10 protein-coding genes and 1 pseudogene are annotated in these 13,570 nt (G+C 55.2%); 9 read left to right on the forward strand and 2 right to left on the reverse strand.

Features of this window, described 5'->3' with window-relative positions; translation table 11 throughout:
• Nucleotides 1-229 precede the first annotated feature (229 nt).
• The 8 genes and pseudogenes from BQ5383_RS18685 to BQ5383_RS18720 all read left to right on the forward strand — a co-directional run bounded on the left by BQ5383_RS18685 (nucleotide 230) and on the right by BQ5383_RS18720 (nucleotide 8,515).
• Nucleotides 230-1,189: an aminopeptidase gene (locus tag BQ5383_RS18685; RefSeq protein ID WP_235822016.1), complete on the forward strand. Its 960-nt coding sequence runs from the start codon at nucleotides 230-232 to the stop codon at nucleotides 1,187-1,189.
• A 99-nt stretch (nucleotides 1,190-1,288) separates the two neighbouring features.
• Complete coding sequence (locus tag BQ5383_RS18690; protein ID WP_071434567.1) at nucleotides 1,289-3,232, forward strand: beta-galactosidase; 1,944 nt, start codon at nucleotides 1,289-1,291, stop codon at nucleotides 3,230-3,232.
• A 472-nt stretch (nucleotides 3,233-3,704) separates the two neighbouring features.
• Nucleotides 3,705-4,185: pseudogene (locus tag BQ5383_RS18695) on the forward strand (deoxycytidylate deaminase).
• A gap of 2 nt (nucleotides 4,186-4,187) precedes the next feature.
• The gene (gene mutY, locus BQ5383_RS18700) at nucleotides 4,188-5,255 is read left to right on the forward strand and encodes an A/G-specific adenine glycosylase (protein ID WP_071434569.1); all 1,068 of its coding nucleotides are present in this window, start codon (nucleotides 4,188-4,190) and stop codon (nucleotides 5,253-5,255) included.
• Nucleotides 5,248-6,015 (forward strand): threonine/serine exporter family protein, encoded by a 768-nt coding sequence (locus BQ5383_RS18705; protein ID WP_071434571.1) that lies wholly within the window; start codon nucleotides 5,248-5,250, stop codon nucleotides 6,013-6,015. The genes mutY and BQ5383_RS18705 overlap by 8 nt, the downstream gene beginning before the upstream one ends.
• 11 nt (nucleotides 6,016-6,026) lie before the next feature.
• Nucleotides 6,027-6,476, forward strand: a complete 450-nt coding sequence (locus tag BQ5383_RS18710; RefSeq protein ID WP_071434573.1) for a threonine/serine exporter family protein — start codon at nucleotides 6,027-6,029, stop codon at nucleotides 6,474-6,476.
• 273 nt (nucleotides 6,477-6,749) lie between these two features.
• Nucleotides 6,750-8,051: a phenylacetate--CoA ligase family protein gene (locus BQ5383_RS18715; protein ID WP_071435262.1), complete on the forward strand. Its 1,302-nt coding sequence runs from the start codon at nucleotides 6,750-6,752 to the stop codon at nucleotides 8,049-8,051.
• A gap of 17 nt (nucleotides 8,052-8,068) precedes the next feature.
• Complete coding sequence (locus BQ5383_RS18720; RefSeq protein ID WP_071434575.1) at nucleotides 8,069-8,515, forward strand: ACT domain-containing protein; 447 nt, start codon at nucleotides 8,069-8,071, stop codon at nucleotides 8,513-8,515.
• A 145-nt stretch (nucleotides 8,516-8,660) separates the two neighbouring features.
• On the opposite strand, the gene BQ5383_RS18725 is transcribed toward BQ5383_RS18720, so the two are convergent.
• The gene (locus BQ5383_RS18725) at nucleotides 8,661-9,626 is read right to left on the reverse strand and encodes a sugar-binding transcriptional regulator (protein WP_071434577.1); all 966 of its coding nucleotides are present in this window, start codon (nucleotides 9,624-9,626) and stop codon (nucleotides 8,661-8,663) included.
• Nucleotides 9,627-9,755: 129 nt separating this feature from the next.
• On the opposite strand from BQ5383_RS18725, the gene BQ5383_RS18730 reads away from it, so the two are divergent.
• On the forward strand, nucleotides 9,756-11,624 hold the full coding sequence (locus tag BQ5383_RS18730; RefSeq protein ID WP_071434579.1) for an oxidoreductase: 1,869 nt from the start codon (nucleotides 9,756-9,758) through the stop codon (nucleotides 11,622-11,624).
• 594 nt (nucleotides 11,625-12,218) lie between these two features.
• On the opposite strand, the gene BQ5383_RS18735 is transcribed toward BQ5383_RS18730, so the two are convergent.
• Complete coding sequence (locus BQ5383_RS18735; RefSeq protein WP_139193481.1) at nucleotides 12,219-13,424, reverse strand: CapA family protein; 1,206 nt, start codon at nucleotides 13,422-13,424, stop codon at nucleotides 12,219-12,221.
• Between the last annotated feature and the right edge of the window lie 146 nt (nucleotides 13,425-13,570).

Consider the following 13,570-nt stretch of genomic DNA (forward strand, 5'->3'; position numbering starts at 1 on the left):
AAACAAGGCATATCGCTCACCTCAGGCAGAGGCTGGCGATATGCCTGTTTTTTCGCTTTTTGGAACGCATTGCATATCAAATAACAGCTTTCATCCTTGCTTTCTCCGGCAGATGCGTTTAATGGGTTGCTTGTGCCGTTCCAGCTGAAATGGTATAATATACCAAAGCCAAAGTGGGTTTGTAAAAAGAAATCGCCGACAGGTATACGGGGTGAATGAGATGGACAATATGTATTTATCCAGAGGCGCCTCCAAGGTGGTGCAGATGTGCGCGGGGGTACAGGCGGGAGAACAGGTTTTGATCATTACCGAACAGTCCCGGGAGAGCATCGCCCGGGCGTTGGCAACGGAGGTTTACCGTGTGGGGGCTGAACCCATTCTCTGTGTTATGGAACCCCGGAGCCAGGATGGTCAGGAACCGCCCCGGTCCATCGCGGCGGCCATGAAAGTAAGCGACGTTTTTCTCTCGGTGGTAGGGCGCTCCATCACCCATACCCATGCGGTAAAGGATGCTATTGCGGCAGGATCCCGTGGACTGGTGCTGACCCAGTTTACCGAAGAAATGATGATCCACGGCGGCATCGAAGGGGATTTTGCTTCTCTCAAGCCGGTATGTATCGCCATGGCACAGGCTTTGGCCGGCGCAGAGAAAGTAGTCCTCACCTCCCCCGGCGGAACCCATCTGGAATATTCCGCTGCCGGACGCAGAGGAAATCATCTGTACTGCATGGTGGAGAAGGGGCAGTTTTCCACACTGCCCACTGTGGAAGCCAATATTTCGCCGCTGGAAGGGACCGCAAACGGCGTCATCGTCGCCGATGGAAGCATTCCTTATATCGGTATCGGCGTATTGGAAGAACCGGTTACCATGAAGGTAAAAGACGGCAGGATCACCTCCATTTCCGGCGGACGGCAGGCTCAAATACTGGCGGATGACCTGGCCGCAAAAAACGATCCCAATGTATACAATATTGCCGAGCATGGGGTGGGACTGAATCCTGCCTGCCGCTTCTGTGGGTTTATGCTGGAGGACGAAGGAGTATATGGTTCCTGCCACATCGGTATCGGCACCAGCATCACATTGGGAGGAAAGGTCAAGGCCAGCTGCCACTATGATGTCATTATGAAAAATGGTACCATCATCGCCGATGGCAGAACGTTGATGAAGGATGGACAGGTACTGCTCTAAAGCATGGATCGCCAAAGGAGCACCTGAAAATCTGTCCGTCGCTCATCAATCCATTTTGGGTAAAGTGAGAAAAGCCTTACAGGAAAGGAGCACATTCATATGCTGCTGGGTGTGGATTACTATCCGGAACAATGGCCCCTTGAACTGCTGGAGGAGGACCTGGACCAAATCCGGCAGCTGGGCTGCAATGTTATTCGTATCGGCGAGTTTGCCTGGAAACTGATGGAACCTCAAGAGGGAGTATATGATTTCTCTTTCTTTGATCATGTGATCTCCCGTGCCAAAGAGCGGGGTCTGAAAATCATCTTCGGCACGCCCACTGCCACTCCCCCCGCCTGGCTGGCCGCCCGTTGGCCGGAGGTGCTGTCCCATTTTGAGGACGGTACTTCCAGGGCCTTCGGCGGGCGCCATGTATGCTGCTACAGCAGCCCGGTTTACCGGGAATATTGCAGCAGGATCGTCACCAAATTGGCGGAGCACTATCGGGAAGAACCGGCTATCATCGCCTGGCAGCTGGATAATGAGCTGAGCCATGAGGGCAGCGATCTCTGCTGGTGCGGCAACTGCCGGGACCGGTTCCGCCAATGGCTTCATGACCGCTTTGAGGGAGATATCCAGCGTCTCAATGAGGCTTTCGGCACTGTCTTCTGGGGACAGCAGTATGGGGACTTTGGGGAAATTCCCCTTCCCTCCTCCACCATCACCACCCACAATCCCGCTTTGCGTCTTTGCTGGGAACAGTTCCGCGCTTTTTTGCTGGAGGACTTCATCAGCCAGCAGGCCCAGCTTGTGCGGCGGGTCATTCCTCAGGCAAAGATCCTGCACGACTTCCCCGGCGGAGGTCTGGGCAAACATGCAGATTTTGCCGCCATGGCCCAGTGTCTGGATCAGGCAGCCTACAACAACTACCCCGTCTGGGGCGGTCAAAAGGAGCCGCTGCCTCCCCATGAGATCGCCTTTGGTCTTGATTATATCCGGGGTCTGCGCCGTCAGAATTTCATGATCACAGAAGCCATTATGGGCGCTCAGGGCCACGATATTACCGGTTATCTCCCCCGTCCGGGACAGGCTAAATTGTGGAGCTGGCAGGGAATGGCTCACGGATGTGACAGCCTGCTGTATTTCCGCTATCGGGGAGCCGCCGCAGGAGCAGAACAGTTCTGTTATGGTCTGCTGGACCCGGACAATATTCCCCGCCGCCGCTTTCGGGAGGCCGGAGACTTCTTCCGGGATGTGAAAGAGTATGAAGACGTCCTCACCGCTCCCATTTCCAGTCCTATATGTATTCTGTATGATTTTGATTCCCTCGCTTCCTTCCGCATCCAGCGTCAAAGCCTTCTGCTGGACTGTGAGCGGGAGATGAAAGAATTGTACCGGGTATTTTTCCGGACCAATCAGATGGTGGACATCATCCCCTCCCGGGAGGATTTTTCTTCCTATAAGATAGTAGTGGTGCCCAACATGATTGTCACCGACAAAGAGTTTCTCACCCGCCTGAAAGAATATGTGGCGGCAGGTGGCTGCGCTGTAGTCACATACCGTACTTCCGTCAAAGACCGCAATAACAACCTTGTCTTTGGTAAGGTTCTGCCTGTGGATTGTGACGATCTGCTGGGGGTGACAGTGGAAGAAACAGAAAGCGTTCAGGAATATGACCTTTTTCCCCTTCGGGGGGCCGATGGGCAAACCGGCTCCGCAGGAATTTTCCGCGATATGCTCCAGCCCACCACCGCCCAGGTCCTTTATCGGTATGACGATCCTTTCTATCAGAATTACGCCGCTGTAACAATGAATCCTTGGGGCCGGGGCAGAGCCTATTATCTGGGTACTTCATTGGAAAGAAAGCTGCTGGAAGAAGTGCTGAGGGAGGCTATGTCTTTTGCGCAGCTGACCCCTGTGGAAACGCCCGATGGAGTGGAAGCGGTAGTGCGCAAAGGAGAAAAACGCACAGTTCGTTTCCTTCTCAATCACAATCCTTTCCCTGTTTCCGCTCTGGGACATGAGCTGGAAGCCTTTGAAGTCCTGGGGGAAGAATTGACGTAAGCTCCTTACTTTGTGAGAGGGTTCAGAAATTGGAAGATATCCTCCTGTACCCATCCCAAACAGCGCATATCCTTCCCGGGCGCACCTGTGCTGCCTGTTTGCTGCTTTTGTCGGATCAAGCCTTTTGGGAAATGCGCGGTATGGAAGCCCATGAGGACCGCTTGATTTAAAAATCAAGGGTTGGGCATTTTCAGTGTGCTGAATTCACTGGGAAGGAGCCTGTCTTTCAAAAGGAATAATTCCTTTGGGCACAGCTCTCCTTTATTTGTTTTCTGCGCCGGCCTTTTCATCCAGGCATTTCTCCCGTGCTTCCAAAAGAATCACATCCATCCTGGTCCTCTCCTGCCCCCGCGGGGAGGACTTTTTTGTTGGCAGAGAGAATGGTTTGTAGTATAATGGCTCCATAAAAATACAGGGGCTGGACGATTCTCCCATCATCTGCCTCTATCTTAACTTACGAAAGGTGACCAATATGAAGCGACAAGATTATATTTCCTGGGACGAATATTTTATGGGCATCGCCCTTCTCTCCGCTCAGCGGAGCAAGGACAACAACTCCCAGGTGGGGGCCTGCATCGTCAGCCCCGATCATAAAATTCTGTCCATTGGGCTATAATGGTATGCCCATCGGGTGTGACGACGACGAAATGCCCTGGGACCGGGAGGGTGATACCCTGAACACCAAGTATGTTTATGTCTGCCATGCCGAACTCAACGCCATCCTCAACTATGCCGGCGGTTCCCTGAAAGGGGCTACCCTCTACGGCACCCTGTTCCCCTGCAACGAATGTGCCAAAGCCATCATTCAGAGCGGTATCCGCCGGGTGGTCTATCTCTGCGATAAATATGCCGACACCGAATCGGTCAAGGCCTCCAAAAAGATGTTCGATATGGTGGGCGTGGAGTATGTTCCCTATCAGCCTTCCGGCAAGGCGCTGACCCTGGAGCTGTGAGGATGGAGCCTGAACGTTTGCAGCAGATGGCACAGCCGCTGCTGGATTGGTACGACAAAAACGCCCGTGTCCTCCCCTGGCGCAGTCAGCCCACCCCTTATCGGGTATTGGTATCGGAGATCATGCTCCAGCAGACCAGGGTGGATGCGGTAAAACCCTATTTTGCCCGCTTTATGGAGGCGCTGCCGGATCTGGAAAGCTTAGCTGCGGCCCCGGAACAGACCCTCCTCAAATTGTGGGAGGGCCTTGGCTACTACAACCGGGTAAGAAATCTGCAAAAAGCCGCTCAAATGGTGGTGCGGGAATATGGCGGCGTGCTGCCCAGGGACCCGGAGGAGCTGAAAAAGCTGCCGGGCATCGGGGACTACTGCGCCGGTTCCATCAGCTCCATTGCCTACAATGTTCCCTGCCCCGCTGTGGACGGCAATGTTCTGCGGGTCATCACCCGTCTGACAGGAGATTTTTCCGATATTGCCAGCCCCGCCACCAAAAAAGCCATTACCGCGGCAGTGAAGCAGATCATCCCTGCACGGGCGGGAGATTTCAACCAGGCCCTGATGGAGCTGGGGGCGCTGGTCTGCCTGCCCAACGGCGCACCTCTCTGCGGCCAGTGTCCCCTGGCGGGCATCTGTATGGCACGGGAACAGGATCTCACCAGCCAAATCCCAGTGAAGGCCCCCAAGGCCGCCCGGAAGCAGGAAGAAAAAACTGTTTTTCTGCTGTTATGTCAGGGAAATGTCGCTCTGGTACAGCGGCCTGAGAAGGGACTGCTGGCCGGACTGTGGGAGTTTCCTTCCTGCCCTGGCAGGCTGAAAAAGGCGGAAGCTCTGTCCCGTTTGAGAGAATGGGGCTTTGAACCCAAAGAGGTGGAGAAGCTGCCTGGAAGCCGCCATATTTTTACCCATCTGGAATGGCTGATGGCCGGATACCTGGTACGCTTGGAGCAGCCGCCGCAAAAAACAGATTTTCTGTGGGTATCCCTGAGGGAGGCTTTGGAGCAATATCCCATCCCATCGGCCTACCAGCTTTACCGTCAACGGCTGGAAAAGGAGGAAAAGCAGGATGGATGAACAGCAGCTGCTGGACCTGGCGGGGGATGTGGGATTTGCCTTGCTCAAAAGCGGGGGTGAAATCTATCGGGTGGAGGAATCCATCCGCAGAATCTTTCTGGCTTATGGCCAGGACTCCGGCGACGCTTTTGTGATCCCCTCTGTCATTATCGTTTCCTTCACCACTCCCCAGGGCCGTTCCTATACCAAAATGCTCCGGGTACGGGGACAGACAGTGGATTTGGAACGGGTAGAGCGTCTGAACTCTCTTTGCCGGAAAATCTGCCTGCATCCCATGGAGCCGGAAGCAGTTCGCCGGGAGCTGGAAAGCATTGAAGGTGTCTCCCGCTATGGCTATCATTGGCGGATGGCCGCATATGCCATGGTTGCTTTCTTTTTCACCCTGCTTTTTGCCGGAACAGCAGGGGACGCGGTGGCCGCAGGGCTGTGCGGTCTTGCCACCTGCATTGCCTGTGAGCAGATGAACCGCTTTCATACCAACTCCTTCTTTGTCAACACCATTGCCAGCGCCATCATCGCTGCTATGGCACTGGGAGCTGTAAACCTGGGGCTTGGGAGCCATTATGACCGGATCATCATCGGCGCGCTGATGAACCTGGTGCCGGGGGTAATGATCACCAACTTTATGCGGGATATCATCGCCGGGGACCTGCTGGCGGGGCTGATCAAACTGACCGAATCCCTGCTGGTGGCAACCGCTATCGCTCTTGGAGCCGGTATCATCCTCACTGCCGCACGGCTGCTGTGGGGCATCGGCTGAAAGGAGGAAGTATGCTGACAAATTTCTGGCTTCCCTGCTTCTATGCCACACTGGCCAGCACCGGCTTCTGCATCATCTTCAATATCCGCCGGCCCAAGCGCATCTTTTTCGCCGCTCTGGGGGGCGGACTGGCCTGGGCTGTTTATCTGCTGGCCGCTCCGGTCGGCAGCGATCTGTTCCAGTATTTCGCCGCCACCATCGCTTTGTCGATGTACGCCGAGGTGATGGCCCGGATATTCAAATGCCCCGCCACGGAATTTTTGCTGGTGGCCCTCATTCCCCTGGTACCGGGTGGCGGTATCTACCACACCATGGAATACTGTATTCAGGGGGACACCTCCGCTTTTCTGGAAACAGGGCTGCACACCCTGGGCATCGCCGCCTCCCTGGCAGTGGGAATTCTGCTGGTATCCTCAGCGGTACGCTTGTATCAAACGGTAAAGGTGATGAAAAGGCGCTGAGCTTTGACCCATGAAATGCGCCTCTTTCGTGTGAGATCCCTTATTCAGGTTTTATGCACCGGTTTTGTCACCTTTTGGCCGCTTTTTCGGGAGCATTTCCTTTTAAAATGGATTTGCTCCCTGTTTTTTTGCATTTTTTTGCGTCAAAAACATATTTTTTTCTTTTCAACCTCCTGGAAAAATGCTATGATAGGGGACAGGGAAAAAATGGCGGCTTTTCCGCCTGCCCTGCTTTGTATGAGATTGACACCAGGAAAGAAAGAAGGAATCCCCATGGAGCGTTATTACCAGCCGGAGATCGAATGTGCTTCCCGAGAGCAGATCCTCTCCTGGCAGAATGAGCGTCTGGTCAAGCAGGTCAGACACGTTTATGACAATGTTCCCTATTACCGTAAAAAAATGGAGGAAAAAGGCGTTACTCCCGACGATATCCGTTCGGTGGAGGATCTGCATAAACTGCCCTTTCTGACCAAAGCGGACCTGCGGGACGCTTATCCCTACGGGCTGTGCGGTGAGCCCCTTTCCAAATGCGTTCGGATTCAGTCCACCAGCGGCACCACCGGCCGCCGTGTTGTGGCTTTCTACACCCAGCATGACATCGACCTGTGGGAGGATTGCTGTGCCCGGGCCATCATGGCTGCGGGCGGAACCAATGAAGATGTGGTTCAGGTCTCCTACGGCTACGGCTTGTTCACCGGCGGCGCGGGACTCCATGGCGGCTCTCATAAAATCGGCGCCCTTACCCTGCCCATGTCCTCCGGCAATACCGACCGGCAGATTCAGTTTATGTGCGACCTGGGTGCTACCATCATCTGCTGCACCCCCTCCTACGCCGCATATCTGGCGGAGAGCATCAATGAGCGGGGCCTGCGGGATCAGATCCATCTGAAAGCCGGCATCTTCGGCGCCGAGGCCTGGACCCAGGAAATGCGCCGGGATATTGAAAATTCTCTGGGCATCAAAGCATATGATATCTACGGCCTGACAGAGATCTCCGGCCCCGGTGTGGCCTTCGAGTGCAGCGCCCAAACCGGTATGCACATCAATGAAGACCACTTTATTGCTGAGATCATCGACCCTGAAACCGGCGAAGTGCTGCCGGAGGGCTCCAAGGGCGAGCTGGTGTTCACCTGCCTGACCAAGGAGGCCTTCCCCCTGCTCCGTTACCGCACCAGAGATATCTGCGTGCTGACCCGGGAAAAATGCTCCTGCGGACGCACCCATGTAAAGATGTCCAAACCCATGGGCCGCAGCGATGATATGCTCATTGTCAAGGGCGTCAATGTCTTCCCGTCCCAAATCGAGACTGTACTGCTCAACAAGGGCTATGCCGCCAACTATCAGATCATTGTGGACCGTGTGGGCAACAGCGACCGTCTCGAAGTACAGGTGGAGATGACTCCCGAAATGTTCTCCGATACCGTCACCCTCATCACCGCCAGAGAGCGCGAGCTGGTGGAGGCCCTCAAGGCAATGCTGGGCATCTACGCCAAGGTGACACTGGTCGCCCCCAAATCCATCGCCCGCAGCGAAGGCAAAGCAGTGCGTATCGTTGACAAGCGGAAGCTTTATTGAGAGAAGGAGGTATTGTCGTGACTGTTAAGCAGATTTCTGTCTTTATTGAAAACAAACCGGGACGTCTGGCGGAATTCACCGATATCCTCTCCCGCAACGGCATTGATATGCGGGCCCTGTCCATCGCGGAAACACCGGAATTCGGCATCCTCCGCATCATTGTGGATGATCCCTTCAACGCCGCCCGCATCATCAAGGACGCAGGGTATGTCTGCTCCATCACACCGGTACTGGCTGTGGCCATCCCTGACGAACCGGGTGCGCTGTTCCGCATCCTCACCATCCTGGGTGACGCCGGTGTAAATCTGGAATATACCTATGCTTTCACCGCCCGCAAGGAAGATACCGCCTACATGATCTTCCGTGTGGAAAACAACGAAAAGGCTATCGAGGTGCTGACCCGCAATGGAATCCGTCCCCTCTGCCGCAGCGACCTCAACCATATGTACCACGACGAGGACTGATCCTCGCCTTTCCATCCAAACCAAAACGCCGCCGAAGCTGCAACAAGGCTTCGGCGGCACTTTTTATGGGAAAATCTCCGTTTTGAATCTCTCTCTGGCGGGGGAATAAATCACTTTTCCATGCAAGGGACGGAAGGAATGGTCATTACTGCCGGGAATCTCTCTCTTCCTCAGCCAATACTGCCAGTGCCAGGGAGACGTCCGTCACCAACAAATTTACCAGACCGGACCGAAGGGCCGCCGCAACCGCCGCCCCCTTATGCCCCCCCAGAGCAATCCCCACCCGGCGGGGAGTGGACAGCAGCGCTCCCCCCGGTCCCGCCATCAACCGCCGTTCCAACGGTCCATCATCCCGCTTACCTTGTGGTCCCAACAATCTGCCGAAAACGCTGCCCACCAATTCCCCTTCCAGCGGCGGGCTCAGGTATTGCCGCCACAAAGGATGCCTCACCGCCAGGGTGGATGTGCTGCTGATACCAGTGACAGCGGCCTTCATTCTCCCGTAGGCTTCCCTTAGCCCCATCAAGGCGGGTTGTGCCCATAAATCCTGGCGCAGCTGCTTTCCCTGGATATACAACGGGGCAGGAAAAACCCCCGCCTTGCCGCCGCAGGCTCCTGCCATGGCTTGGGCCAGCGCCCCCGCTTCCAAGGTTGGGTTTTCCAGGCTGGCCCAGCCGTTGAGGGGCAGCAGCTCCACCGCCGGAAAAGCACCGTCCCCCATAGCAGGCAGCAAGCTTTGAACCGTCTTTCCCCAACTGACCCCCATCCTGTCCCCGGGGCTCAGCTGCCGTGCCAGTTCCTCCGAGGCCATCCGCCCCAGCTGGCGCAATGTCTCCCCATGGGAAAGATATCGGTTGTTCAGCACCAATGCCTGACGCAGTCCGAAGCGGTCCATCAGCCGCCGCTCCATCTGCCGGTTGCGGTTGTCCGGAAGATGGATCAGGATTTCCACCACCCCTTCCTCCCTTGCGTCCAGCAGATACTGGGAAACCTTAAACCGGGTCGTGCCCAGACGTTCTCCAATCTGGGCCTGGGTCAGGTGCTCATTATAATACAGGTGGGCCATCTCCGCCAACAGGTCCCAACGTTCCTTTCCTTGAGGCTGCTCCATGGGCCGCTCCTTTCTGTTCATTGCGCTTTGTTTTTCACAAATGTTTTGTCGTGATTCATATGTTGTTTTCATCTATGGTCTATGGTACCATAATTTCAGAAAGACACGCAAGGGAAAGGAGCGTTTTTTATGTCTATTCTGTTCACTCCCGGAAAAATCGGCAAGCTGGAACTGAAAAATCGGGTGATTTTCCCCTCCATGTGCAATTTCTATTGCGATGAAAAGGGATTTGTCACCGACCGGCTGCGGGCTTTTGTGGAAGCACGGGCCGCCGGTGGAACCGCCATGATCATCATGCCCGGCTCCCCTCATGGTACCCCCGGTCCCGGACGTCCCGCTTTATCCGACCCCATTTATTATGATGGCTGGCGCAGCCTGCGGGATATCTGCCACCGATACGGCTGCAAGCTGGTGGTGCAGATTCATCCTGCCAAAGCCCAGGCGGGACGGGACCCCTCCCTGCTGCTGCCGGACAATATGGATCAGCAGTACATCGACCTTGTGGTAAACAGCTATGCCCGCTGCGCTGCCGCCGCCCGGGAAATCGGTCTGGATGGGGTGGAGATTCACGGCGCTCATGCTCATGAAGTGGCTCAGTTTATGTCCCCCTACTACAACCACCGGCAGGACGCCTATGGCGGAACCCCTGAGAAACGCTGCAAGCTGGCTGTGGACATCATCCGGGCCATCAAGGAACAGGCAGGAGAGGATTTCCCCCTCATCTTCCGTCTCAGTTCCAGCGAGCGCTTCCCTGGGGGACGGACGGTGGAGGAAACGGCTGAAATCGTTCCCCTCTTGGAGCAGGCGGGAGCTGACGCTCTCCATGTTTCCACCGGAATGCCCCTGTCGGAAGAATTCATCTCCGCCCCCATGGACGTGCCGGATGGCTTCAATCTCCCCCAGATCGCCCGTATCAAAGAGGAAGTATCCATCCCCGTTATCGCGGTGGACCGCATCAATACACCTCAACTGGCACAGCAGGTGCTGGAACAGGGATTGGCAGACTTTACCGCCATCGGACGGGGACAGTTGGCCGACCCGGATTTTGTGCGGAAAGCCCAGACGGGAGAACCCATCTGCCTGTGTTTGGGATGTAATCAGGGCTGCCGCAAATCGGTGACGAAAAAAGCCATTTACTGTGTACAAAATCCCCGCACCGGCCGGGAAGATACCCTTCGCTTCACCCCCGCCCCCCATCTGAAGGACCAAAAAATCCTTATTATCGGCGCCGGTGTTTCAGGGCTGGAAGCGGCAATAGATCTTGCTCTCCGGGGAGCGTCTCCGGTGATATGGGAACGCCGCGACTGCCCCGGCGGACTGATGGAACTGGCGCAGCTTCCTCCCTCCAAATCCGCTATGGCCCGGATGGTGGAATACCGTCTGTCTATGGCGAAAAAGCTGGGCATCGCCATCCATACCGGCATGGAAGCTACCCCTGAAAAGATCCTGGCGTATGGGCCGGACCTTCTCATCATTGCCACCGGCAGTGTGCCTGCCGTTCCTCCCATTCCGGGACTGGAAGGGGCAGGTGTGGTCACCGGTGATGAAGCCTTGAGAAATCCCGCTCTGGTCACCGGACAGGTGGCGGTGCTGGGAGGCGGACTGGTAGGAACTGAGGTAGCGGAAACTCTGGCCGCCAGGGGCGTCTCCGTCACAGTAATGGAGATGGGCGACGCGATCGGTGCGGGACTGAACAAAAACCGCATGGTCTTTGTCCGCCGCCGTCTGGAAGAAGGCCATGTGACACTGCTGACCAAAACCCGGGTGGTATCGGCAGCGCTGCCGGATATCACCGTGGAGGACGAAACCGGTGTTCACACCCTTACCGGCTTTGATACCGTGGTGGCGGCAACGGGACGGAAGCCGGAAAACCAACTTGAACAGCAGCTGAAGGCCGTTCATCCCCATCTGCCGGTTTATCTGGTTGGCGACGCCAAACAGCCGGGCATGGCGATGGATGCGGTAACCAGCGCAGCGCTGTTGGCGGCATCCCTGTAACAAGGAGAATACCGTTGCTCAGCGGGCAAGGGATAAAAACAGCATAACCAAGATGGGGCACAGATCGTTATAATCAAAAGGCGGCTTTCCCTTGAAAATCCGTGGTGGAGATTTCCTGATTTGCCTGATCCGACAAATGCTTTCCACCATTTCGATTGGTATCTTTTAGGTCCAAAAAGAACAAACAAAAAGGCAAGCTGCACCTTTACGCCCTGCCCTCATCTCTCTTCTTGTTTTGGGCAAGCTGGCAAAAAACGCTGAACATTTTGATGGGAAAACTTTTTATTCTTTTCCCCAAAGAAGCTTATAAGCAAGCAACAGGGCCGGACGGATGTTAAACCGTCTGGCCCTGTTTGGCATTTTTAAAACTATAAAAGAATGTGAGATCAAGGTTATAAAATTTGTGAGGCCGTTTTCAAGAGCAAATTTTTTCAGCAGGGACCGCATTTTACCTGCGGATATTGCCGACTGAGTTTTGGTATATAACCAGTTTTATAGGAAGAAAATCGCCCTTCACCCCACTACATCTTCCTTGCAAATAAACTCTCAAGGGCACTCTCTATAGCAGGCTGAACCAGCATTATTTTTTCTGTTTCAGGCGCTGGTTTCTTCCAAACTTCCAAAATCAAGAGAGCCCAGCTGCCGCTGCAAATAATCCAGGCTGAAATCAGCGTCATATTGCCGGACACCATGGCTGGCCGCCTGCTCTGCCGTATACTCCGACAAGGGGAGGATGGTCAGCTGAGAAAAGCCCGGTCCATAATGGGTGACGGTGGGGATAAATTCCACCTGTTCCAGTTCCACTCCCTGGCCTTCTGTCACTGAAAATTCCAGACGAAGCAGCCCTGCCAGCATATTTTCTGCGCCCACCTGGGCGGAGATGAAATTTCCCAGGGAATAAGCCACATAGCTGCGGCCCCGGCTGGTGGTCAGCCATTCCCCGCCCTGCAAGACATGGGAATGATGCCCCAGAATGATGTCCGCTCCCGCTTCCGCCAGCTGCCGGGCCAGTTCCTTCTGGCTGTCACTGGGTACAAATGCTCCCTCCGCCCCCCAGTGGAGACTGAGGACCACCACATCCGCTTCTTCCCGTGCCTGAGCCAGCTTTTCCCGGATGGTATCCATCTGGGAGAGGAGCAGCACCCCTCCCTCACTGCCAGTTGGGAGAGTGAGGCCATTGGTCAGTTCGGTGGCGGCGATGAGAGCCACCCGGATACCCTCCTCATTGGTGATGACCGGAACCCGGTCCCCGTGATCCTGTGTGGCATAACTGCCGGTGACGGCGGCTTCCGGATGGCTGTCCCAGAAACTTTGGGATGCGTTCAGCCCTTCCTGCCCCTGATCAAAGCAATGGTTGTTGGCGGTGGAAATGAGATTGAAACCCAAAGAAAGGATCTCCTCTCCCACCTCCGGCGGAGAACAAAAACGGGGATAGTTGGAAAGGGGCAGAGCCGCTCCTGCTAAAATCGTCTCCTGATTGATAAAAGCAAAATCCGCGTCTGCCACCAGTGGAGCGATGTTTTCATAGGCAGGGGCAAAATCATAGCCCGTTCCCCCAGTACGCCGCTGGGCCTGGAGATAAATCACATCATGAATGAGATTATCCCCCGCAGCCACCAGCACCCCATGACGGGTTTCCGGCTGGGCCGGCTCCTGGGATGAAACCGATGCTTCTTGGAGCTGACTTTGGGAGGAAGGAGGCAGGGGAATCTGGGAACTTTCCAGCTTCTGCTGACCTGAGCATCCTCCAAGGAGCAGCAAGGCTGCCGCTGCAGCCAATAGCCTCTTCACAATATTCATATAAATATCCTCCTCAATGAAGCTGCACAAGGGGGCGTGAGCCGGCAACAAAAGAAAACTTTCTTCTTTCAGGTGCTGCTTCCTGCTGTTTTTATTCGGGAAACGATGGAATCATTGCTGTCTCCATCAGGCATAGGGCATCATTG

The sequence above is a fragment of the Angelakisella massiliensis genome (genome assembly GCF_900104675.1).
In the GTDB taxonomy this organism is placed as follows: Bacteria; Bacillota; Clostridia; order Oscillospirales; family Ruminococcaceae; genus Angelakisella; species Angelakisella massiliensis.